Below are 22,595 nucleotides of genomic sequence, written 5' to 3' on the forward strand. Positions count from 1 at the left end.
AATGAGCCCCCCCTTCGAGGGCTCACCTTTTCAGAGATCATGATCATGACGGAAAACCTTCCCCCTAGCGATGACGCTTCCTACATCGACATCGACATCGGCGACAGCGTTCCCCTTGTCACTATTCCCGCCGACAGCTGGATAGCCGCGGGCCGTGGTAACGCCTTGCGCAACGCCGAGCAACAGCGCCAGCAAGCAGTCAAGGCGCTGCACGCTGTGCTGGAGCAGGCCCCCCGCCTACGCACAACACTGCGAAACCACCTGCAAGAAAACCTGCAGGTCGATCCCGAAGCATGCGGCCTGTATGCCGGCGACAGCCAGGCGACGTTGCTGAGTTTCGCCGCCCGCGTGCTTTCCAGCGCGGTATTTGCCAACCCCTTTGTCGAATGGTCGACCTGGGGGCTGGCGCACGACTCAAGGTATGCAGCCTGGACAGGCCGGGACTGGGTACGGGCACTCAATCCGCTACTGCTCTCGCTGCTCGCCGATAGCCGTGCTGCTTACTGGGACGTTCGCATGCCAGGCCATGCGGTATCACGCAGGGCCTACACGCAACGGCACCTGGGTGAGCATTTGCGCAGCACGATCGAGCTCAACTACGGACTTGACCGTATCAGTGAAAAGGCGTCGCGGCTGGGCCAGCTGGACAGCAGCAGCCAGTATGCCCAGCTGTTCTGGAACCACCCGGGCGACCCGGCCGAGTTATGTCCAACAGCATTGCTGGTCAAGCCTCAGGCTGACGACGCACCGTGGCTACTCTATAGACCCGCGGCCAACAACCCCATTCGCTCGTTCCAGAACCAGGCGGCACTGCTGCGTTGGTCATACGAACATCGTCAATTGCTCTGGCCATACCTGGCAACACCCCTTGATCGTGAGGCTGATACGTCCTTCGTTGACGTTCGGGATATGGCTGTCGATGGTCTCGCCGGGCTGCTGGACAGTGCGCTGGAAGAAAGCGACCGCCTGACCGAGAAGTATCTTCTGCAGGCCGCCCGGGAAAGCGCCACCGACCCGCTGGACTGGTCGCCCCTCGAAGCCTGGGAAACCAGACGTGGCATACACCCGAAGGAGGAGCTGCCCGAACAGCTCAAGGAGCAGCTGGACCTTCTGGTCAGCGCGGACGACACCCTGGCCGCCGAAGAGCTCCACTTCGACTCACTCGACGAGCGCCTGCCGCTGGGCTGGCGCAAACAGAGGATCGAACGACAGGAGAAGCTTCTGGCTGACTATCTGGGCGATGAAGTCGACCCGACATCGGCGAAAATGACCGGACTGCGGCAACGCCAGTCACTGCTGGACAACCAGACCGAGGCGCTGCAGAAACTGCTGACCGACCTCCCCGACAGTCTGGATTCAGAAACCTGGGGGCAGACATACGGCGAAACCAGCCGTTTCGAACAGCTTAGCCAGCACTTCGCCCAGGATCTGTTACTGGAGGCACGCTTCCAGCATCTGCTCGGTGATCTGGCGCCGTCTCGCCTGGCGTGGGTCGAACACCTTATCGAGAGACCCGAGCCGAGCCTGCAACGTCCGGTCGTGGCCAATGCAGTGAAGCTGGTCATCGGTGAGCGATCCTGGGCATTGACGGGCTATCTGGCCGTTCGGGCAACACCCGAGGATGACAGCGAAGCGTTTGACAGCGCATGGCTGCTCCACAAGTCTGGCCATTTTGGCGGGCTGAGCGTTTTCGCCGATCAGACCCAGTTGAACAACGCGCTGCTCAAGACGCTCTATGGTGCCTGGCCGGAAACCCTGCTCGAAAGCGCCTGGCCACAGGATGCACAAGCGCTGCTCAAACACCTCGACGAGACGACTGAGGTGCCGTCTATCGTCATGGTGCCCATCACCACGCATGTCTTCGATTATCTGACACAGACGCAATTGGCGCTGTTCACCCGCACGGCTTCCTCGGCACTGCAGACGCTGCAGCAAAATCTGGCAATCAGCACTAACCAGGCGAGGGTTCAGGCTTTCGAACGGCTTGCGCAAAGAAACCGCACCGCGCACATCCATACCAAAATGCAATCGCTGACCCACCTGGATGATGCCCAGCGTGCGCAGCTGGCCGCAGCCTTCGAGGCGCTTCGCGTCGCCATGTTGAGTTCCAGCCGACTGTTGCAACGAGACTTGCCCGAACGCGGCCTGTTTGCCCGCAACAAACTGCATGAGCGTTTGCGCCAGTCATTCAGCGTGCCGACGTTGCCTGACATCACCCTCGATATCGCTGACCGCACCTTCAAACAAAGGGTCCCCTTACCCGAGTCCGGTATGGCCAACGCATACAAGCTAGTCGTAGCGTTCAGCCCGGAGCGCAGCGATGTGCCCTTGGAGAAGTTCCTGCTGTGGGCCCTGGATGAAGACCTGACGATGCGCCTGGGGAACGCCCGCATCCTGTTCGGCGACAACACGCCTGCACAAATGCGTCAGCAACTGACTCTCAGCTATATCGCCAACCTGGTGAAAGAGCTGGACCTGGCCGGGGCTTACGAACGGCAGATAGTCGACGCCTTCAAAGGGCTGACGGATGGGTCGCAATGGGCAGCGCAGTTGCGCCAGGAGACACTGCGTGCACCGTTTGAGCAGCAGTTGTCGATCATCAATCTGAGCCGCTCGGCGAACCTCGACGAGGAAGGCCAGCACCTGCTCGAGCGCTTTTGTCAGGAACAGCAGGACACTGCCCTGACCACGACCATCGACTACTTCACACTGGAGTTGATGCCTGGCGTGGCAGCGGACGGTTCGAGCAACAGGGTCGACCTGTCTGGTGTCTGTGTACTGCAGGCGGAGACTGGCCCTGTTCTGCTGTTGCTGCCCGATGCTCCCAACGAACAGGTCATCAGCCAGTACGACAGCACAGAGAATGCGTGTCGGGCGCTGGAAGAAATGGCCTACACCGAAGCAATGCGCAGCTACCTCGCCAGCCTGCCACTGGAAGGCGACGCTAGCGACCACCTCAGCTACATCAACACTGCCGTTCTGCAGAAATACACCGGTTTCATCGGTCTCGGTTCAAGACGCCAGGAACCATGGGCCCAGTTTCAGGCCAACCTGCAGATGGGCCAGCTGATCGTGGAGAATCGAACTTCTTCCCGAAGCCAGCGCGACCTGTTCCTTGAGCAAGCAGCCATCCGCCACGGCCGTGTGTACGACTACATCAAGATGGCGATGAGTCTGGTGCCGTTAGTCGGTACGACCATCGCCCTCTATGATGGCTGGAATGCGGCGAATGCGAGTGTGGAAGCCTTCCTGAGGGGAGACGCCCGTGAAGGTATCGAACACCTGAACAGCGTGTTCCTGTCAATGGTAGACGCCCTCCTCGACCTGACACCCGGCTCCCTGGCTGCCAACAGCAATGCCGTAGCCCGCACAAGCACCCGACAACGCACGCTCTCGACAGGTATCCCACTTGCCACCGTGACGCGCCGCAGCCCGTCAGATCCTTTCATCGGCTATGAAGCCGAGGCGCCGGCAGGCCGCTGGGTGGATCATCCGGCAGCCTATGGCACGGGCGTCGTTCAGCATGCCGAAAGCCTGTCGGATTACATCGTCCGACACGGGCGGTACTTCCAGGTCGAGTGGGACGAAACTTATCGTACCTGGCGGCTCAAAGGCACCCACGCCCGTACTTACAAGCAACCGGTGAAACTCAGCGAAACAGGACACTGGCAAACCCATGGCAGTTTGAGCGGGCGAATCATCGACAATGGTCTGGCTGGCGGCGGCGCTTACCTGGGCACGCTATATAACCGAGGCTGGCAGACCTTGCGTGGCTACCTCCGCCCCCAGCCCGCACGCCTGTCACCTGTGGAGGTGGTAAGCAGCATCGATACCGGCCGTCTGGCCCAACAAGCCCGACTGCAGTTGACCACAGACGCGCTTAACCGGGCGCATGGCTTTCGTGCGGACCGCACCAGAGGCACACCTGCTGATCCGGCAACCATCAAACGGGCCCTGCAGGAAGCAACAGACCAACTTCAGGCGTTTGTGACCTTCCATGAGCAAAGCCTGGACCGCCTGCACACGATCCGCTCGCAAGTGCGCCCTGCGCAGTACCGAGCCATCTACGACGACCTGGGTATCAACTTAGGCAGGCAGCACCCGAAGCTGCTTCAGCGACGTCGTACACAGATGCACAATTGCTTTCACGACCTGGATCGGCTCCTCCAGACGTTCGATGAGATCACAAACAACCCTTTGGAGCATCTGAGGCAATTGCAACGCATACATGAGGAACTGACCGCGGCCTTGGGACGGCTGGAAGCGGAGGTCCGCCGCATCGGCCATATCCGCAATCGCCTGCAGAGAAATAACCTGACCATCTACGACCAGGACATCGCCGCCCTCGACATGCCGCTGGACCCGCACGGCTATCGGATAGTGCGCCTATCCTCCCTGGCAGCTGGCATCTTCAAGCCACCGAGCGTTGAAAGTTATGACTTCCTGCTGATGCTGCGCAGGGTGAACAGAGAGGTCCTGGAGTTGCGCAGCGCCTTGTTCAGTCATGGCGATCTGGCCGCCGCCGGGCTCAGCCGCGCAGAGACTCACCGCTTCTTGCTGCAGCTCAAACAGCGCTATCAGCGATTCGTTAACCACATGCTCAGTTGGCAGGACATCTTTCCTGACTTTTTTACCGCCGAAACGACCCGGCAGATGCGCCAGGAACTGGCCAGCCTGATCAATGAAGTCGATGGGGCGCTTAGCGCCTCCTCACCGAGCAAAAAAATTGCCGGCAACCGAGGTCGAAGCAGGCCGCGTCTGTTCGAAACAGTCGACCAGCAGCTCCTGATCGGCCATGAAATTTCCGTCGATGGCCAACCCACAATGGTGGTCAACCGCACGGTCAACAGCGAGACCCATACCAGCTACACCCGCGCCCCGAACGGCAAATGGCAACCGGCACGTACGGCGTCCGCCGCGCCCTCTGGCCCGCTGACGTCATTGGTGGCCAGCGCCAACAAACGCCTGGCGGATGTTCCCGGCCAGCGCTCCAAACTGCAGCAGTACAAAGGGCTGAACATGTTGCCTGCGGACCTGGAGGATCTGGCGCAAGGTTATGCCGCCACGCTCAGGGACCTGGCGCAGGACATCGTGCGCAAAAGCGCGGATGACCTCACCGACGCCCTGCAGACACTGGTGCAACGCCTTGAGCAGGCAGCCGATGAACTGACCACCTTCGGCCGGCAACTGCGCATCGAGCAGATAAAGGCCAGCCAGCAGCCTGGCATCAGCCATCTACAGTACCTGCATACACAGGAACAGGTGGATATCCACTGGTCACGGACGCTGGAGCCGGCCAGAAACAAGCAGGGCAACCCCATCGAGTACCTGGAGGAATACCGTATAGACGACCGCTCCACCGGTACACCGCTGTGGTATGCCCACTTTCACTTCAAGAACACGCCAGGCAAAGGCTTCGCCCGCCTTGAAGCAGGTCACCTGAAGCTGGCCAGTGAGGTGAATCAAGGCAGCGGTGCATGGCGCGGCCCGATCACGGAAAGCCAGGCCACTGCGCTGTTCGGCGGCCTGCGACCGAACCCTGGGTGACGTGAATGATCACGCCCGGACCAGCGCATGGCCCGGGCGTCGGTCGTTACAGCTTGGCAATAGACACTTCGGTGGATTTGACGAAGGCAATCACCTCACTACCGATGGTCAGCTCCAGCTCTCGCACCGAACGGGTGGTGATCACCGAAGTGACGATGCCTGAGGCCGTCTGCACGTCGATTTCCGACAGTACCGGACCTTCGAGGATTTCCTTCACGGTGCCTTTGAACTGGTTGCGTACGTTGATCGCTTTGATGGTCATGTGCTTGCTTCCTTCAGGTCAATGAGCCCAACGCAGCTGCGTTGGCAAAGGTGCTACGGGTTCCGGCTCAGGCGGTGCACCCGGCACCGAGAGCACGCGGTTGAGAACTTCGGTTTCCAGCGCCGCCAGGCGATGGGAGCCACGTACACGGGGGCGTGGCAGGTCGACAATCAGGTCCAGGCCCACTTCACCGTCTTCGATGAGGATCACCCGGTCGGCGACCGCGACCGCTTCGCTGACATCGTGGGTCACCAGCAAGACGGTGAAACCATGCTCACGCCAGAGCCGTTCGATCAGTTGCTGCATCTCGATGCGGGTCAGGGCATCCAGTGCGCCCAGCGGTTCGTCGAGCAACAACAGACGCGGCTGGTGGATCAGCGCACGCGCCAGGGCCACCCGCTGCTTCTGCCCGCCAGACAGCGCTGCCGGCCATTCATTGGCGCGCTCGGCCAGACCGACCGCCTCCAGGGCTTGCAACGCCTGTGGCCGCCAGTTGCCGGACAAACCCAGGCCGACGTTGTCGATCACCTTCTTCCAGGGCAGCAGCCGCGCTTCCTGGAACATCAGGCGGGTGTCCTCGCGCGCCTCGCTCAACGGCGCCGAGCCTGCCAGCAACTCGCCGCCGCTGGGTTGGTCGAGCCCCGCGAGCAAGCGCAACAGCGTGCTTTTTCCGCAGCCACTGCGCCCGACGATGGCGACGAACTGGCCGGCAGGGATATGCAGATCGATGTCACGCAGCACCTGGCGCGGGCCAAAGGTTTTCCGCAGGTTGTTGGCGGCCAGCGGTATGCCGCGCAACAGCCGCGCCGGTGCTTCTTTGAGGATGGTCATGTGCCCTCTCCCCGCGTCGGTTGATAGGCCGGGTGCCAGCGCAGCCAGACCCGCTCAAGGCCCCGCGCTGCCAGGTCGGCAAGCTTGCCGAGCACGGCATACAGCACAATCGCCAGGACCACCACGTCGGTCTGCAGGAACTCACGGGCATTCATCGCCAGGTAGCCGATGCCGGCGTTGGCGGAAATGGTTTCGGCAACGATCAGGGTCAGCCACATGAAGCCCAGGGCGAAGCGCACACCGACCAGGATCGAAGGCAAGGCGCCGGGCAGAATCACCTGGCGAAACAGCTCGAAACCGGACAAGCCATAGCTGCGCGCCATTTCCACCAGCGCCGGATCGACGTTGCGAATGCCGTGGTAGGTATTGAGGTAAATCGGGAACAGAGTGCCGAGGGCGACGAGGAAAATCTTCGCCGACTCATCGATACCGAACCACAGGATCACCAGCGGGATCAGCGCCAGGTGCGGGACGTTGCGGATCATCTGCACCGAGCTGTCGAGCAGGCGTTCGCCCCATTTCGACAGACCGGTGATAAAGCCCAGGGCCAGACCGATTGCGCCACCGATCAGAAAGCCCAGCGCGGCGCGCCAGCCACTGATTGCCAGGTGGGTCCAGATTTCACCGCTGCGCAGCAGTTCGACCCCGGCGCTGAACACCGCGCTCGGTGCCGGCAGGATGCGCGTCGACAGCCAGCCGACGCTGACTGCCACTTGCCAGACCGCCAACAGCAGCAGCGGCAGCGCCCAGGGCGCCAGGCGCTGCGGCCAGGGAGTGGATGCACGACTCATGGCCAGGTCCTCAGCGCTGTGCTGCGGATTTGGGCAGGATGTCGTTGGCGACCATCTCGCCAAACGGGCTCACGTAGCCAGCGCTTTTCGGCAGCTCCGGGCGCTGCACATCCAGGTGCGGGAACAACAGCTCGGCCACCCGGTAGGATTCTTCCAGGTGTGGATAACCGGAGAAGATGAAGGTATCGATTCCCAGTGCGGCATATTCCTTGACCCGTTCTGCCACGGTCGGGCCATCGCCCACCAGCGCAGTGCCGGCACCGCCACGCACCAGACCGACGCCGGCCCAGAGGTTGGGGCTGACTTCCAGGTTGTCACGGCTGCCGCCGTGCAGTGCGGCCATGCGTTGTTGACCCACCGAGTCGAAGCGCGCCAGCGACGCCTGGGCGCGGGCAATGGTGTCGTCGTCCAGGTGCGCAATCAGGCGGTCGGCAGCCTGCCAGGCTTCGGCGTTGGTCTCGCGCACAATCACATGCAGACGAATACCGAAGCGCACGCTCCGGCCTTGCTTGGCGGCCTTGGCACGAACCTGTTCGATCTTCTCGGCAACCGCGGCCGGTGGTTCGCCCCAGGTCAGGTACAGCTCGACCTGCTCGGCCGCCAGATCCTGTGCGGCCTCCGAAGAACCGCCAAAGTACAGCGGTGGACGTGGTTGCTGGATCGGCGGATAGAGCAGTTTGGCGCCTTTGACCTGGATGTGCTGGCCGTCGTAATCGACGGTTTCGCCTTCCAGCACCCGACGCCAGATGCAGGTGAATTCAACCGAGGCCTGATAGCGCTCTTCGTGACTGAGGAACAGGCCGTCACCGGAAAGCTCTTCCGGATCGCCACCGGTTACCAGATTGAACAACGCCCGGCCGCCGGAGAGCCGGTCCAGGGTTGCCGCCTGGCGTGCCGCCACCGTCGGCGAAATGATGCCCGGACGCAGGGCGACCAGGAACTTCAGACGCTGAGTCACTGGAATCAGCGACGCGGCGACCAGCCAGGAGTCCTCGCAGGAACGTCCGGTCGGGATCAACACACCGCCAAAGCCCAGACGGTCGGCAGCCTGGGCAATCTGCTGCAGGTAACCGTGATCGACGGCACGCGCACCTTCCGAGGTGCCCAGGTAGTGGCCGTCGCCGTGGGTGGGAAGAAACCAGAAAACATTGAGGCTCATTGGAGTTGTCTCCTAAGGGGAACGCAAGCCGGGACCGCGCCCCGGCACAGGCGAATCGTCAAGGCGCAGTGGCGACCTTGGCCGGGGGAGTCCAGATCACATCCTTGATGCTCAGCGGCTTGGGAATCAGCTTGAGCGTGTGGAAGGTGTCGGCGATTTTCTGCTGGGCGCTGACCACGTCCGGGGTCAGGAAGTGGGCACCGTAGCCCTGGCGTTTGACCGAGGTCAGGGTGATGTCGGCCGGCAGGCCAAGCAGCGGTGCGACCTGGTCGGTGACCTCCTGCGGGTTGGCTTTGGACCACTCGCCGACGGCGCGCACTTCCTCGACCAGGGTGTTGATCACTTCCGGGTGCTGCTGCGCGTAGGGTTTGGTCGCCAGGTAGAACTGGTGGTTGTCGACGATGCCTTTGCCGTCACGCAGGGTACGGGCCTGCAGCTGCTGCTCGGCAGCGGCCTGATAGGGGTCCCAGATCACCCAGGCATCGACACTGCCACGCTCGAAGGCGGCACGAGCATCGGCAGGCGGCAGGAATACCGGCTGGATATCGGTGTATTTGAGGCCGGCATCTTCCAGCGCGCGCACCAGCAGGTAGTGCACGTTGGAGCCCTTGTTCAGCGCGACTTTCTTGCCCTTGAGCTCCTTGACCGACTGGATCGGCGAGCCCTTGGGCACCAGGATCGCTTCGCTGTGCGGCGCGGGCGGCTCATAGGCCACGTATAGCAGGTCGGCGCCGGCAGCCTGGGCGAACACTGGCGGAGTTTCGCCGGTAACGCCAAAGTCAATGGAGCCGACGTTCAAACCCTCAAGCAACTGCGGGCCACCGGGGAATTCCGTCCATTGCACCTGAACGCCCTGGGCTGCCAGACGCTTCTCCAGCGAGCCCTTGGCCTTGAGCAGCACCAGAGTGCCGTATTTCTGATAACCGATACGCAGGCTTTCGGCCTGAGCTTGAGTAATGGCGCCGAAGGACACAGCCGCAGCAAACAGAGCGACCAGACCACGACGCAAAATGACAGTGCGCATAGCGCTCTCCTTTTGCTGTTGGGTTCAGGCTGCACCTGCTTGCCCGTTGGCGGGCGAGTAAGGTGGGAATTGCAGAAAATCGGGTAGTGCGGCTCAGATGCTCCAGCGCGCACTGAGCAGACGCTCATTCAGTACACCGGGCGCGACCGGTTTCGGTCGGCGTGCCAGGGCACTGTGAAACAGTTCAAGCGATTCGTTCAGACGCTGTTCCAGAACCGGCGTCAGTTGTGCGGCGGCATTGCCTTCGCCGTAAGTGATCTGGCTGTCATCGGCGAAAATCCCTTGCAGGGTTTCCTGGGCCTTGAGTGCAGACAGCACCGGCTTGAGTGCGTAATCCACCGCTAGCATGTGGGCGATGCTGCCACCGGTGGCGATGGGCAACACCACCTTGTGGCTCAGGGCGCGCTCAGGCAGCAGGTCGAGCAGGGTTTTCAAGGCCCCGGCAAACGACGCCTTGTAGACCGGCGTCGCCACCACCAGGCCGTCGGCCTGCTCTACCAGTTGCACAAAGTGCTGCACCCGGGGACTGTCGAAACGCGCGTGCAGCAGGTCTTCGGCTGGAAAGTCGCGCACCTGGAAAGTCACTACTTCCACGCCCTGGCCTTGCAGCCACTGGCGGCTGCGCTCGAGCAGCACACCGGAGCGTGAACGCAGACTGGGACTACCACCGAGAGAAACAACCAGCATTGGAGCGCATCCTTGATCGTGTTCTAGAAGGCCGCGAGTTTGAGTTCTCGCTGGAATGCAGTGACCTTAACAGCTCGATACATATATCAATAAATCATATTTTTTCATTTGTTTATTCCTTTATTGTCTATGCAAATTTCACAGACGCCCAGTAAAAAAAGGGCCGTCGAAACGGCCCAAAATCCCTGCTATGGCTAATGATCAGCGATTGGGTTGCGGGGTCAGGCGCAGGTACGGCTTGACCGCCCGGTACCCCTTCGGAAAGCGTTGCTTGATTTCGTCCTCATCCTTGAGCGACGGCACGATCACCACCTCGTCACCGTCCTGCCAGTTGGCCGGGGTGGCAACCTTGTGGTTGTCGGTCAGCTGCAACGAGTCGATCACCCGCAGAATCTCGTGGAAATTACGCCCGGTACTGGCCGGGTAAGTAATGGTCAGACGGATCTTCTTGTTCGGGTCGATAACGAACAGGGAGCGAACCGTCAGGGTGTCGCTGGCATTGGGATGAATCAGGTCGTAGAGGTCGGAAACCTTGCGGTCGGCATCGGCCAGGATCGGGAAGTTAACGATAGTGTTCTGGGTTTCGTTGATGTCTTCGATCCAGCGGTGATGCGAGTCCACCGGGTCCACCGACAGGGCAATGGCCTTGACCCCACGTTCGGCGAACTGCTCTCTGAGTTTGGCGGTAAAGCCCAGTTCGGTGGTGCACACCGGGGTGAAGTCGGCTGGGTGCGAGAACAGCACGCCCCAGCTGTTGCCCAGCCATTCATGGAAGCGGATCTTGCCTTCGCTGGATTCCTGTTCGAAGTCGGGGGCGATGTCGCCGAGTCTGAGGCTCATGGTGCGGCTCCTTGGCTGGGTTCGTTATGGGATTACTGTGCCTGCACTGGGATAAAAACAAAAAGAATAAATATTGATTTATTTATAACTTTTAAGCCTATAAAACAGCAGGCATAAAAAAGCCTCGCATCGAGCGAGGCTTCTTGTTTCAACCGGACTTACATGAAGCTGTAAGTGTAGTTGAAGATCAGGCGGGTCTGATCCTGGTCAGCACTGGCTTCGTTACCAGCACCGCGGTACACGCCGTGACGCAGGCTGGCGCCCAGGCCTTTGAGGGTGCCTTCCTGAATGACGTAGTCGATGCGAGCATCGCGTTCCCATTCGTGATAGCTGCTGCCGTTCTTGGCGCTCTTGATGTCATCGCCGCGCAAGTAGGAAACCGAGGTCTTCAGACCCGGTACGCCCAGGCGTGCGAAGTCATAGGAGTATTGCCCGAAGGTGGTGTTCTCACCGGCTTTGGCGAACTGGTTGATCATGCTGTCGGTGAACAGGTAGAAGCTGGCGCCAGCGTTACCTTCGGTGCCTGTGTTGCTAGTACCGTCTTTAGTCACACCGCCTTGGTTCGCCCAGACAAAACCACCGTCATCACCGATCTGCTGGTGACCCAGCAGGAAAGCATGGCCGCCAAGGGTATAAGTGAACATGGCGCTCCAGGTCTTGTTGTCGACCTCGCCCTTGTTCTTGGCAAAACCTTTGTTGTTGTCGAAGGCATAACCGGTCTGACCGTTCTTGCCATCGCTGCTGCTGTCGAAGTAGCGCAGGTCAGTCTTGAACGACTGGTCTTCGGCGATCGGATAGACGTGAACCAGGCCCAGGAAGTGCTGCTTGTAGAAGTCTTCCAGGTTCGAGTAGTAGTACTGCAAAGTCAGGTCTTTGGTGACCTTCCAGTCGCCACCGGCGAACTGGAACTTGTTGCTGTCCTGAGTTGCACCGGAGACGGACAGACCCGTACGGTTGCTCGACGCACGCCCCATGGCGTGGGTCAGTTGACCGGCATTGAGGGTCAGGTTGTCGATTTCTTTCGTCTGAATAGTGCCGCCTTCAAACGTTTGCGGCAGCAGACGGCCATCGTTGGACACCAGGATCGGCAGGTTAGGTGCCAGAGCGCTACCGAAGTGGACTTCGGTCTTGGAGAAACGCGCTTTGGCGTTGGCACCAAAACGACCCCACTGGCTCTCAGCCGACTTATCGGTGTCGCTTGGGAAGAAACTGCTGTTATCCGGGTGGTGGCCTTTACCGCCATCCAGGTGAATACCCCACAGCGCTTGGGCATCGACACCGAAACCTACGGTACCGTCAGTGAAACCCGAGATGTAGTCGAGCTTGAAGCCCTGACCAGACTCACGGTTATCGTTAGCACCGTCACGGTTATCGTTGTTGAAATACATGGTCCGCGAACTGAGCGACAGCTTGCTGTCTTCAACGAAACCGGCGGCATTTGCCTGCTGGGCCAGAACCCCTACGGCCACGGCGAGTGCCAAGGTCGACTTGTACATGTTTTGCTCCTCTACGTTTCTAATTCTTGTGTGTCGCTTACGGCAGGATCTATTGCCCCGCTCGACGTCGATTGGCGATTAGCACCAAAGGGTGACCGTCAAGTCAATCGTAACTGTTCGTTTCACGACTTTGGTCTAATGCGCCAGCCCTTGGGGTCAAGGATAATGACAATCCTATAAATCCAAAAAGACTTATTTCGTAATTTTTCAGATTATTACGGAATATGCACCGAAATTTTCTCCACGGACGCTATCGGCATCCAAGCTAATTCCTAAAGGTTATTAATCAATAACTATTTAGACCGCCTTGCCTCACACATTCACCCATCATTTCGTTTTGCCCTGGTGATTACCTTGATTTCTGTCATCGCGGGGCAAGCCCGCTCTCACAGGCAAGCCCGAAAGCTTAAAGCGATTGGCTCCTAAGCTAATGCTAAAAAGTTATTTATTTTAAGTTTCTTAGATCATCTAGTCTTCCGACCATTGTCCCCCACTACTCGCCTGACTAGGAGTTCACCATGACCCTGCATGCTCCGCTGCGCCTGTTCGCCGCCCTGACCCTGGCTGGCGCCAGCTGGTTCGCTCAGGCGGCCGACCTGACCGTTGCCTACCAGACCACCGTCGATCCGGCGAAAGTCGCCCAGGTCAACGGCGACTATGAAAAAGCCAGCAAGGCCAGCATCGACTGGCGCAAGTTCGACAGTGGCGCCGATGTCATCACCGCCGTGGCCTCGGGCGATGTGCAGATCGGCTACCTAGGTTCCAGCCCGCTAGCCGCTGCCGCAACCCGCAAACTGCCGGTGGAAACCTTCCTGATCGCTACCCAGATCGGCGCCGCTGAGGCCTTGGTGGCGCGCGAAGGCGCCGGGATCAATTCGCCGCAAGACCTGATCGGCAAGAAGATCGCCGTGCCTTTCGTTTCCACCGGCCATTACAGCCTGCTCGCCGCACTTAAACAGTGGAACATCGACCCGGCCAAGGTACAGATCCTCAACCTGGCGCCACCGGCGATCATTGCCGCCTGGAAGCGCGGTGACATTGACGCCACTTACGTCTGGGATCCGGCCCTGGGTGTGGCCAAGGAAAACGGCAAGGTGCTGATCACCTCCGGCGAGCTGGCCGAGAAAGGCGCACCAACCTTCGATGCCTGGATCGTGCGCAAGGACTTTGCCGCCAAGCACCCGGAAATCGTCAAGGCCTTCGCCAAAGTCACCCTCGATGCCTACGCCGACTACCGCAAAGACCCACAAGCCTGGCTGGCCAATCAAAGCAACGTCGACAAACTGGTCAAGCTCTCCGGCGCCAAAGCCACGGACATTCCAGCCCTGCTGCAAGGCAACGTGTTCCCGCTGGCGGCCGACCAGATTGCCGCCCTCGGTGCGCCGACCACCCAGGCCATCACCGACACCGCCACCTTCCTCAAGGAACAGGGCAAGGTCGAAGCGGTACTGCCGGACTACGCGCCGTACGTCAGCGCCAAGTTCATCGCCAACTGATCGGAGCTTGTCATGGCATTGCTTGAACTGGAGCGCATCAGCGCACAGTACCCCGGCGCAGCCGAACCGGTGCTGGCCGATATCAACCTGAGCCTGGGCCCACAGCAGTTGCTGGTGGCCCTCGGCCCGTCGGGCAGCGGCAAGACCTCGCTGCTCAACCTGATTGCCGGATTCGTAACGCCCAGCGCCGGGCGCATCACTCTCGACAGTGTCCCGGTGCAAGGCCCGAGCGCCGAGCGCGGCGTGGTGTTTCAGGACGATGCCCTGCTGCCCTGGCAGGATGTCCTGGCCAACGTCGCCTTCGGCCTGGAGCTGGCGGGCGTGCCGCGCCCCGAGCGTGAGCACAAGGCCCGGGAAATGCTGGCGCTGGTTGATCTGGCCGATTTCGGTGCGCGGCGTATCTGGCAATTGTCCGGTGGCCAGAAGCAACGTGTTGGCCTGGCCCGCGCCCTGGCCGCCGATCCACGGGTGCTGCTGATGGACGAGCCATTCGGTGCCCTCGATGCCTTTACCCGCGAACAGATGCAGGAATTGCTCCTGCAGGTCTGGCAACGCACAGCCAAACCTGTGTTCCTGATCACCCACGACATCGAAGAAGCGGTGTTCCTCGCCACCGACCTGATCCTCCTGGCGCCCAACCCCGGGCAGATCGTCGAACGTCTGCAGCTGGATTTCGGTCAGCGTTATGCCGCCGGCGAGTCGGCCAGGGCGATCAAGTCCGACCCGCGATTTATCGAAACCCGCGAACATGTGCTGAGCCGGGTGTTTTCTCAACGCAGCGCCGCGGTGCGGCAGGAGTTCGCATGAGCAGCCTGGAATTGCCGGTCACGGCCAAACACACCAGCCCGTCAGCGCCGGTTGCCAAGCCGCGTCGCAACCTGAGCACCCGCTGGATCAGCGGCCTGACCCTGGCCACCCTGCTCCTGCTGTGGTGGGCGGTGACCGCCGCCGAGTGGATCGAACCGCTGTTCCTGCCGTCCCCTGAAGCGGTGCTGGCCAAAGCCTGGTTGCTGCTGACCCAGGGCTATATGGATTCAACCCTGTGGCAACACCTGGGCGCGAGCCTGGGACGCATCGGTCTGGCGCTGGCCGCGGCGATTGTCACAGCGATTCCGATCGGTATCGCCATCGGCCACAACCGAATTGCTCGCGGCATTCTCGATCCGCTGATCGAGTTCTACCGCCCTATTCCGCCCCTGGCCTACCTGCCGCTGATCGTGATCTGGTGTGGCATTGGCGAGTTGTCGAAGGTGCTGCTGATCTACCTGGCGATCTTCGCCCCGATTGCCATCGCCACCGCCACCGGCGTACGCACGGTCGACCCGACCAAACTGCGCGCGGCGCAATCGCTGGGTGCCACGCGGGCCCAGCTGATCCGCCACGTCATCCTGCCCAGTGCCCTACCCGACATCCTCACCGGGGTACGCATCGGCCTCGGTGTGGGCTGGTCGACCCTGGTCGCTGCCGAGCTGATCGCCGCCACCAGTGGCCTGGGCTTCATGGTTCAGTCGGCGGCGCAGTTCCTGGTCACCGATGTGGTGGTGCTGGGCATTCTGGTGATCGCGCTGATCGCCTTTGCTCTGGAAATGGGGCTGCGCGCCCTGCAGCGCAAACTGGTGCCCTGGCACGGCCAGAGTCATTGAAGACGAGTCGAGAACAATCATGAGCCTGACCATTACTCCGCTGAGCACTGCACTCGGCGCACAGATCAGCGGTGTCGACCTGAGCCGCGCGATCAACGACGAACAACGCGACACCATCGAGCAGGCCCTGCTCAAGCATCAGGTGCTGTTCTTCCGCGACCAGCCGATCACCCCACAACAGCAGGCTGAATTCGCCGCGCGCTTTGGCGATCTGCATATCCACCCGATCTACCCCAACGTGCCGCAAACCCCGCAGGTGCTGGTGCTCGACACCGCCGTGACCGACGTGCGCGACAACGCCATCTGGCACACCGACGTGACCTTCCTGCCGACCCCGGCATTGGGTGCGGTGCTCAGCGCCAAGCAACTGCCAACCTACGGTGGCGACACCTTGTGGGCCAGCGGTATCGCCGCGTTCGAAGCGTTGTCGGCACCGCTCAAGCAGCTGCTCGACGGCTTGACCGCGACCCATGACTTCACCAAGTCTTTCCCGCTGGAGCGCTTTGGTACCACGCCCGAAGACCTGCAACGCTGGGAAGCGACCCGGCGCAGCAACCCGCCGCTGTCGCACCCGGTGATCCGCACGCACCCGGTCAGCGGGCGCAAGTCGCTGTTCGTCAATGAGGGGTTCACCACACGGATCAATGAGCTGAGCGAAGCGGAAAGCGAGGCGGTCCTGAAATTGCTGTTCGCCCATGCCACGCGGCCGGAGTTCACCATTCGCTGGCGCTGGCAGGAGAACGACGTGGCCTTCTGGGACAACCGCGTGACTCAGCATTACGCGGTGGATGACTACCGGCCGCAGCGGCGGGTGATGCACCGGGCGACGATTCTCGGGGATGCGCCGTTCTGAGTCGGCGGCGCGGCTATCGCCGGCAAGGCCGGCTCCCACAGGGCGGCATACACCGAGCAAGTGTGGGAGCCGGCATTGCCGGCGATGAGGCCAGCAGGCTTAACGCACCAGATGCAAAAACTGCATATGCCGTTCGTACTGATCGAGGATGTCGTTGATGATCTGCTCCTTGCTGTAGCCCACCAGGTCATAGTCCTGGCTGCCTTCGCTCAGATGCACCTCGGCCCGATAGTAACGACGGTTCTTCAACTCCTGGGTACCCAGCCCGCCCAAGGCAAATGACGGTGTGAAGTAGCCACGCATCTGCACCTGATAGATGAACGGCTGCTCCTCGCCATGGCCAATCTTCAGACTGACGTTGTCATGGCTCGGGTCTTCCTGGGTAATGACGTTCAGGCCCTTCTCGACGAACACCTCGGTCACCTCGGCAATCGCCGGGCGCACCACGTCATCCATGAACCGGTAGACCTCGTCGCGCGAAGGAAAATGCACCGCCTGGCTCAAACGCTGACGCCAGCCTCCACGGCCACGCCGCGAATTGGCGAACGGCGCCAGCGAATGCATCTGCGCGATCTGGCGCTGCGACTCCAGGTAGAACGCCTTGTGCAGGCCCCACATCATTGCCAGCAGAATCACCGAGAACGGCAGCGAGGTCAGTACCACCGCCGATTTCAATGAGTCAATGCTGCCGGCGAACAGCAGGCCGATGGTCACCAGGGCAGTCATCGCCCCCCAGAACACCCGCAACCAGTTCGGCCCGTCTTCGTCGGCGTTGCCGCCACGGGCGGACAAGGTCGACAACACCACGGTGCCCGAGTCGGCCGAGGTGACGAAGAACACAAAGCTGATGAACACCGTGACGGCAATGACCGCCTTGCTCCAGGGATAGGTTTCCAGCAACAGGTAGAGGGTCATCGACGGGTTATCGATGGCCGACTGGCCCAACGCAGTCATGCCGTGATCGAGCACCTGGGTCATTGCACTGTTACCGAAGATCGACATCCACGCCAGGGTGAAACCCAGCGGGATCAGCAGCACGCCGAAGACGAACTCACGAATGGTGCGGCCACGCGAAATCCGCGCGATGAACAGCCCGACAAAGGGCGCCCAGGCAATCCACCAGGCCCAGTAGAACACGGTCCAGCCACCCAGCCAGTCCCGGGCTTCGTTATAGGCATAGACGTCGAAACTCTTCCTCGGCAACGCGCCAAGGTAATCGCCCAGGTTCTGGATCAGGGTATTGAACAGGTGCTGGGTAGGCCCGGCGAACAGCACGAACAGCAGCAGCGCGCAGGCCAGGAACATGTTGATGTCGGACATCACCCGCACGCCCTTCTCGACCCCGGCCACGGCAACTGCAACCGCCGCGCCCATCATCAAAGTGATCAGCGCTACCTGCACCCATTGCGTATGCGGGATGCCGAACAAGTAATCCAGGCCCGAGTTCAGGTGCAACACGCCAAAGCCCATGTCGGCACCCAGGCCGAACACCGTGGCGATGATGCCGAAGCCATCCACCGCATAACCGATCGGCCCGTTGATGCGCTTGCCGATCAGCGGGTACAGCGCCGAACGCAGGGCCAGCGGCAGGTTGTGGCGATAGGCGAAATAGGCCAGGGCCATACCGACGAAGGCGAACACGCCCCAGCCATGCAGGCCCCAATGCAGGAACAGCAACTGCATCGCCTGACGCCCGGCCTCGACCGTTCCGGCTTCCCCCTGGGGCGGCTGGAGCATGTGGGTCAAGGGTTCGGAGACGCAAAAGAAGAACAGGGTAATGCTGATACCGGCGGCGAACAGCATGCCGGCCCACGACAGGTAGCTGAACTCGGGTTCGTCGTGGTCGGCACCGAGCTTGATCTTGCCGTAGCCGGACAAGGCGGTGACCACCACGAAGACCAGGTACAGCGTCATTGCCAGCATGTAGTACCAGCCGACCGTATTGGCCGCCCAGTTCTGCGCCGCCAGCAACCATTCACCGGCCGCTTGCGGATTGCTGATGACCACCAGTCCGAAAATGAGGATAAAGCTCGCCGCGAAATAGAAAACCGGCGGATTCATGCGGATCTTGCCGCTGGTTGAGGAACTCGGCGCACCCATTAAACGTGCACCTCGAGATGAGGGGAAAGGCTTGGATTGAACGGGTTCAGCAAAGGGTTTCCTCCTGTTGAACGCCGGCAGCGGACCACCGTTTTAACTTGATCAAGCGTTCAAGTTAAACATGGATGGGGTCCGCAATGCGACCCGATGCCGCAATCCAAGCCCTGCTGCGGCTACTTCTGGGTCCCGTCATCGTGCTGCAGATTGGCCTGGGTCAGGTTGCTGCCCGGCGCCACACTGCGGGTCAACCAGACGTTGCCGCCGATGGTCGAACCCTTGCCGATGGTGATGCGTCCCAGAATAGTCGCACCGGCATAAATCACCACGTCGTCCTCGACGATCGGGTGACGCGGATGGCCTTTTTGCAACTGCCCGTCCTCATCCGCCGGGAAGCGTTTGGCCCCCAGGGTCACGGCCTGATAAATGCGTACCCGCTCGCCGATGATCGCCGTTTCGCCGATCACCACACCGGTGCCGTGGTCGATGAAGAAGCTTTTGCCGATTTGCGCCCCCGGATGGATGTCGATGCCGGTGGCCGAATGCGCCAGCTCCGAGCTGATTCGTGCCAGCAAAGGCAGGCCGGAGCGATACAGGTGGTGGGCCAGACGGTGGTGGATGACCGCCAGTATGCCGGGGTAGCACAGCAACACTTCATCGACGCTACGCGCCGCCGGGTCGCCATGGAAGGCCGCCAGCACGTCGGTGTCGAGCACACTGCGCAGGCCCGGCAACGCGGCAGCGAAGTCCTGGATCAAACGAAGCGCGGTGGCGTCGACGTCGGCGGTGTTGCACTTGCCGTGACGGGCGACATAACGCAACTCCAGGCGCGCCTGGGCTAGCAAGGCAGTCAGGGCAGAATCGAGGGTATGCCCGACGTAGAAATCTTCGCTTTCCTCACGCAGGTCCACCGGCCCAAGACGCATCGGAAACAGCGCCCCGCACAATTGCTCGAGGATGTGGCGCATGGCTTCGCGCGAAGGCAGCTCGCGGCCCCCTTGCTCACCACTGCTACGACCATTGCTGCTGCGCCATATGTCACGGGCGCTACGCAAGCCGGCAACAATGCCCTGCAGTTGCCAATGCCCAGTCTGCGCGTTTTCGCTCACGGTTACGTCTCCTGCCGCGGCGGCGATGATGGAATGAGAAGGCCGCCAGATAGACGCTCACTTTACGGCAAATGCGGGCGGGAGAAAAAATAACCCTTTATTCCAAAACGCAATATAGCCGGCATAAGGCCGGGAGTTGCCCACTGGCCCAGCGCTGCCTATAGTCGGATTTTCCCTAGCAGATGTATTGCCATGATCGACCGACAGCTTTCCCGCTTCAATCGTCTGGACCTGCTTGGCGCGCCGACCGCGCTGGAAAAGCTGCACCGCCTCTCGGCCTGGGCTGGCCGCGACATCTACGTCAAACGTGACGACTGCACACCGCTGGCCCTGGGCGGCAACAAGCTGCGCAAACTCGAATACCTGGCTGCCGATGCCCTGAGCAAGGGCGCCGATACCCTGGTCACCGCCGGGGCGATCCAGTCCAACCATGTGCGCCAGACCGCTGCCCTGGCGGCCAGACTCGGCCTCGCTTGCGTGGCCCTGCTGGAAAACCCGACCGGCACTGACTCGCTCAATTACCAGCACAACGGCAACCGCCTGTTGCTGGACCTGTTCGACGCCAAGGTCGAGCTTGTGGATAACCTCGACAACGCCGACGAGCAACTGCAGGCCATGGCCGTACGCCTGCACGCCAGCGGACGCAAACCCTACATCGTGCCTATCGGCGGCTCCAACGCGCTCGGTGCACTGGGCTATGTGCGCGCAGGTCTCGAGCTGGCTACCCAGATCGAGCATTGCGGTGAACAGTTCGCCGGTGTGGTCCTCGCCTCTGGCAGTGCCGGCACCCATAGCGGTCTGGCCATCGCCCTGGCCGAGGTGTTGCCACAGTTACCGGTGATCGGCGTGACCGTGTCGCGCAGTGACGAAGCGCAGCGGCCAAAAGTCGAGGGGCTGGCCGAACGTACCGCCGAGCTGCTGGGCATTCGCCTGCCCGAGACGTTCAAGATCGAACTCTGGGATGAGTACTTCGCTCCGCGCTATGGCGAACCGAATGCCGGCACCCTGGCCGCGATTCGCCTGCTGGCGAGCCAGGAAGGTTTGTTGCTCGACCCGGTGTACACCGGCAAGGCCATGGCCGGCCTGATCGACGGCATTGCCCGCCAGCGATTCGACGACGGTCCGCTGATTTTCCTGCATACCGGTGGGGCACCGGCATTATTCGCCTACCCTGAGGTCTGGAACAGTTAAATGACATATACAAAAATAATATAACAAAATGAATTTATATTATTTTTAAGCCTATTAGCGTCACCCTATAGTCGCCAACCACATCACAACAACATTGGGGCTTCGTCATGACAGTAATCGCTAAACAGATTCTCAATGCGGGCGTCGCCCTGCTGCTGGGCGCCACGCTGCTCGGCCAGGCGGTTGCCGGTGAGCAGCTGAAAACCATCAAGGACAATGGTGTGATCAACATCGGCCTGGAAGGTACCTACCCGCCGTTCAGCTTCGTCGATGAGAACGGCAAACTGTCGGGTTTTGAAGTGGAGCTGTCTGAGGCCTTGGCCAAGGAGCTGGGCGTCAAGGCGAAGATCCAGCCAACCAAGTGGGACGGCATCCTGGCAGCTCTGGAGTCCAAACGTCTCGACGCGGTGGTGAACCAGGTGACCATCTCCGAAGAACGCAAGAAGAAGTACGACTTCTCCGAGCCTTACACCGTTTCCGGTATTCAGGCGCTGGTGCTGACGAAAAAGGCCGCCGAGCTGAACATCAAATCCGCTGCCGACCTGGGCGGCAAGAAGGTCGGGGTAGGCCTGGGCACCAACTACGAACAGTGGGTCAAAGCCAATGTACCGACCGCTGACGTGCGCACTTACGAAGACGATCCGACCAAGTTCCAGGAACTGCGTGTCGGCCGTATCGACGCCATCCTGATCGACCGCCTGGCCGCTCTGGAATACGCCAAGAAAGCCAAGGACACTACCGCTGCCGGTGACGCGTTCTCGCGCCAAGAAGCCGGTATCGCCCTGCGCAAGGGCGAGCCTGAGCTGCTCGATGCCATCAACAAGGCACTGGACAAGCTGCGTGCCGACGGCACCCTGGCCAAGCTGTCCCAGAAGTACTTTGGCGCCGATGTGACTAAATGATCGAAGAAAGTCTGCAGCTTGCGCTCGACAGCGCGCCCTTTCTGCTCAAGGGCGCGTACTACACGGTCATCTTGAGCCTCGGCGGGATGTTCTTCGGGCTGCTGCTGGGTTTCGGCCTGGCGCTGATGCGCCTGTCGTCGCTCAAGCTGCTGAGCTGGACGGCGCGGGTCTACGTGTCGTTCTTTCGCGGCACGCCGCTGCTGGTCCAGCTGTTCATGATCTACTACGGGCTGCCGCAACTGGGGCTGGAACTGGACCCGCTACCGGCGGCCCTGATCGGCTTCTCGCTGAACATGGCCGCCTACGCCTGTGAAATCTTGCGTGCAGCCATCGGTTCCATCGATCGCGGCCAATGGGAAGCGGCGGCCAGTATCGGCATGACCCGCGGCCAGGCCATGCGCCGGGCGATCCTGCCACAGGCGGCGCGCACAGCCTTGCCGCCACTGGGCAACAGCTTCATCTCGCTGGTCAAGGACACCGCCCTGGCTGCCACCATCCAGGTCCCGGAACTGTTCCGTCAGGCCCAGCTCATCACCGCCCGTACCTTTGAAATTTTCACCATGTACCTTGCCGCCGCACTGATCTACTGGGTGCTGGCCAGCGTTCTCGCGCACCTGCAGAACCGCCTGGAAGCGCGGGTCAACCGGCACGACCAGGAGTAACGCGG

The 22,595-nt window shown here is 61.1% G+C and carries 18 protein-coding genes; 8 read left to right on the forward strand and 10 right to left on the reverse strand.

The features are described 5' to 3' along the window. The first annotated feature begins 45 nt into the window (after positions 1-45). Positions 46-5,547: a hypothetical protein gene (locus NPS47_RS15170; RefSeq protein WP_274295682.1), complete on the forward strand. Its 5,502-nt coding sequence runs from the start codon at positions 46-48 to the stop codon at positions 5,545-5,547. A 46-nt stretch (positions 5,548-5,593) separates the two neighbouring features. Here NPS47_RS15170 and NPS47_RS15175 read toward each other — a convergent pair whose 3' ends face one another. The 8 genes from NPS47_RS15175 to NPS47_RS15210 all read right to left on the reverse strand — a co-directional run bounded on the left by NPS47_RS15175 (position 5,594) and on the right by NPS47_RS15210 (position 12,637). Further along, the gene (locus tag NPS47_RS15175; RefSeq protein ID WP_010221227.1) at positions 5,594-5,809 is read right to left on the reverse strand and encodes a TOBE domain-containing protein; all 216 of its coding nucleotides are present in this window, start codon (positions 5,807-5,809) and stop codon (positions 5,594-5,596) included. Between the two features lie 18 nt (positions 5,810-5,827). Next, positions 5,828-6,640 (reverse strand): aliphatic sulfonates ABC transporter ATP-binding protein, encoded by an 813-nt coding sequence (gene ssuB / locus NPS47_RS15180; protein ID WP_274295683.1) that lies wholly within the window; start codon positions 6,638-6,640, stop codon positions 5,828-5,830. After that, positions 6,637-7,431, reverse strand: a complete 795-nt coding sequence (ssuC, locus tag NPS47_RS15185; RefSeq protein ID WP_274295684.1) for an aliphatic sulfonate ABC transporter permease SsuC — start codon at positions 7,429-7,431, stop codon at positions 6,637-6,639. Before ssuC ends, ssuB begins: the two co-directional genes overlap by 4 nt. A 10-nt stretch (positions 7,432-7,441) precedes the next feature. Next, the gene (gene ssuD, locus NPS47_RS15190) at positions 7,442-8,590 is read right to left on the reverse strand and encodes an FMNH2-dependent alkanesulfonate monooxygenase (RefSeq protein WP_274295685.1); all 1,149 of its coding nucleotides are present in this window, start codon (positions 8,588-8,590) and stop codon (positions 7,442-7,444) included. Between the two features lie 58 nt (positions 8,591-8,648). Further along, a complete protein-coding gene (locus NPS47_RS15195) occupies positions 8,649-9,614 on the reverse strand; it encodes a sulfonate ABC transporter substrate-binding protein (protein ID WP_274295686.1) in 966 nt (321 codons plus the stop codon). Between the two features lie 93 nt (positions 9,615-9,707). After that, positions 9,708-10,301, reverse strand: coding sequence for an NADPH-dependent FMN reductase (ssuE, locus tag NPS47_RS15200; protein WP_274295687.1), 594 nt, complete (start codon positions 10,299-10,301; stop codon positions 9,708-9,710). A gap of 201 nt (positions 10,302-10,502) precedes the next feature. Further along, positions 10,503-11,141 carry a peroxiredoxin gene (locus tag NPS47_RS15205; protein ID WP_274295688.1) on the reverse strand — a complete coding sequence of 213 codons (639 nt, stop codon included), beginning with the start codon at positions 11,139-11,141 and terminating at the stop codon, positions 10,503-10,505. A 158-nt stretch (positions 11,142-11,299) separates the two neighbouring features. Continuing rightward, positions 11,300-12,637: an OprD family porin gene (locus NPS47_RS15210; protein WP_274295689.1), complete on the reverse strand. Its 1,338-nt coding sequence runs from the start codon at positions 12,635-12,637 to the stop codon at positions 11,300-11,302. Between the two features lie 518 nt (positions 12,638-13,155). Here NPS47_RS15210 and tauA point away from each other — a divergent pair. From tauA to tauD, 4 genes are read left to right on the forward strand one after another with little or no spacing between them, the layout of a single operon-like run. After that, positions 13,156-14,133, forward strand: a complete 978-nt coding sequence (tauA, locus tag NPS47_RS15215) for a taurine ABC transporter substrate-binding protein (protein ID WP_038605585.1) — start codon at positions 13,156-13,158, stop codon at positions 14,131-14,133. Positions 14,134-14,145: 12 nt separating this feature from the next. After that, positions 14,146-14,940: a taurine ABC transporter ATP-binding subunit gene (gene tauB, locus NPS47_RS15220; RefSeq protein ID WP_274295690.1), complete on the forward strand. Its 795-nt coding sequence runs from the start codon at positions 14,146-14,148 to the stop codon at positions 14,938-14,940. After that, the gene (gene tauC, locus NPS47_RS15225; protein ID WP_274295691.1) at positions 14,937-15,776 is read left to right on the forward strand and encodes a taurine ABC transporter permease TauC; all 840 of its coding nucleotides are present in this window, start codon (positions 14,937-14,939) and stop codon (positions 15,774-15,776) included. Before tauB ends, tauC begins: the two co-directional genes overlap by 4 nt. A gap of 19 nt (positions 15,777-15,795) precedes the next feature. Continuing rightward, positions 15,796-16,629, forward strand: a complete 834-nt coding sequence (tauD, locus tag NPS47_RS15230; protein WP_274295692.1) for a taurine dioxygenase — start codon at positions 15,796-15,798, stop codon at positions 16,627-16,629. A gap of 99 nt (positions 16,630-16,728) precedes the next feature. On the opposite strand, the gene betT is transcribed toward tauD, so the two are convergent. Together betT and epsC are read right to left on the reverse strand one after the other, a co-directional pair. After that, positions 16,729-18,729 carry a choline transporter BetT gene (betT, locus tag NPS47_RS15235; RefSeq protein WP_274295693.1) on the reverse strand — a complete coding sequence of 667 codons (2,001 nt, stop codon included), beginning with the start codon at positions 18,727-18,729 and terminating at the stop codon, positions 16,729-16,731. 173 nt (positions 18,730-18,902) lie between these two features. Then, entirely contained in the window at positions 18,903-19,835 is a 933-nt protein-coding gene (gene epsC, locus NPS47_RS15240) for a serine O-acetyltransferase EpsC (protein ID WP_274295694.1), read from the reverse strand. Positions 19,836-20,027: 192 nt separating this feature from the next. Between epsC and NPS47_RS15245 the strand changes: the two genes are divergently transcribed. The 3 genes from NPS47_RS15245 (at position 20,028) to tcyL (ending at position 22,590) form a co-directional block, all read left to right on the forward strand. Then, positions 20,028-21,026, forward strand: coding sequence for a D-cysteine desulfhydrase (locus tag NPS47_RS15245; RefSeq protein WP_274295695.1), 999 nt, complete (start codon positions 20,028-20,030; stop codon positions 21,024-21,026). 107 nt (positions 21,027-21,133) lie between these two features. Beyond that, entirely contained in the window at positions 21,134-21,928 is a 795-nt protein-coding gene (tcyJ, locus tag NPS47_RS15250) for a cystine ABC transporter substrate-binding protein (protein WP_274295696.1), read from the forward strand. Beyond that, positions 21,925-22,590 (forward strand): cystine ABC transporter permease, encoded by a 666-nt coding sequence (gene tcyL, locus NPS47_RS15255; RefSeq protein ID WP_274295697.1) that lies wholly within the window; start codon positions 21,925-21,927, stop codon positions 22,588-22,590. The genes tcyJ and tcyL overlap by 4 nt, the downstream gene beginning before the upstream one ends. The last annotated feature ends 5 nt before the right edge of the window (positions 22,591-22,595 follow it).

The organism is Pseudomonas putida, assembly GCF_028682475.1.
GTDB lineage: Bacteria > Pseudomonadota > Gammaproteobacteria > Pseudomonadales > Pseudomonadaceae > Aquipseudomonas > Aquipseudomonas putida_AG.

Excerpts from the sequence above, each read along its gene's own strand:
- NPS47_RS15170 (WP_274295682.1), top strand. The coding sequence starts at position 46 with ATGACGGAAAACCTTCCCCCTAGCGATGACGCTTCCTACATCGACATC.
- NPS47_RS15175 (WP_010221227.1), bottom strand. The coding sequence starts at position 5,809 with ATGACCATCAAAGCGATCAACGTACGCAACCAGTTCAAAGGCACCGTG.
- ssuB (WP_274295683.1), bottom strand. The coding sequence starts at position 6,640 with ATGACCATCCTCAAAGAAGCACCGGCGCGGCTGTTGCGCGGCATACCG.
- ssuC (WP_274295684.1), bottom strand. The coding sequence starts at position 7,431 with ATGAGTCGTGCATCCACTCCCTGGCCGCAGCGCCTGGCGCCCTGGGCG.
- ssuD (WP_274295685.1), bottom strand. The coding sequence starts at position 8,590 with ATGAGCCTCAATGTTTTCTGGTTTCTTCCCACCCACGGCGACGGCCAC.
- NPS47_RS15195 (WP_274295686.1), bottom strand. The coding sequence starts at position 9,614 with ATGCGCACTGTCATTTTGCGTCGTGGTCTGGTCGCTCTGTTTGCTGCG.
- ssuE (WP_274295687.1), bottom strand. The coding sequence starts at position 10,301 with ATGCTGGTTGTTTCTCTCGGTGGTAGTCCCAGTCTGCGTTCACGCTCC.
- NPS47_RS15205 (WP_274295688.1), bottom strand. The coding sequence starts at position 11,141 with ATGAGCCTCAGACTCGGCGACATCGCCCCCGACTTCGAACAGGAATCC.
- NPS47_RS15210 (WP_274295689.1), bottom strand. The coding sequence starts at position 12,637 with ATGTACAAGTCGACCTTGGCACTCGCCGTGGCCGTAGGGGTTCTGGCC.
- tauA (WP_038605585.1), top strand. The coding sequence starts at position 13,156 with ATGACCCTGCATGCTCCGCTGCGCCTGTTCGCCGCCCTGACCCTGGCT.
- tauB (WP_274295690.1), top strand. The coding sequence starts at position 14,146 with ATGGCATTGCTTGAACTGGAGCGCATCAGCGCACAGTACCCCGGCGCA.
- tauC (WP_274295691.1), top strand. The coding sequence starts at position 14,937 with ATGAGCAGCCTGGAATTGCCGGTCACGGCCAAACACACCAGCCCGTCA.
- tauD (WP_274295692.1), top strand. The coding sequence starts at position 15,796 with ATGAGCCTGACCATTACTCCGCTGAGCACTGCACTCGGCGCACAGATC.
- betT (WP_274295693.1), bottom strand. The coding sequence starts at position 18,729 with ATGGGTGCGCCGAGTTCCTCAACCAGCGGCAAGATCCGCATGAATCCG.
- NPS47_RS15245 (WP_274295695.1), top strand. The coding sequence starts at position 20,028 with ATGATCGACCGACAGCTTTCCCGCTTCAATCGTCTGGACCTGCTTGGC.
- tcyJ (WP_274295696.1), top strand. The coding sequence starts at position 21,134 with ATGACAGTAATCGCTAAACAGATTCTCAATGCGGGCGTCGCCCTGCTG.
- tcyL (WP_274295697.1), top strand. The coding sequence starts at position 21,925 with ATGATCGAAGAAAGTCTGCAGCTTGCGCTCGACAGCGCGCCCTTTCTG.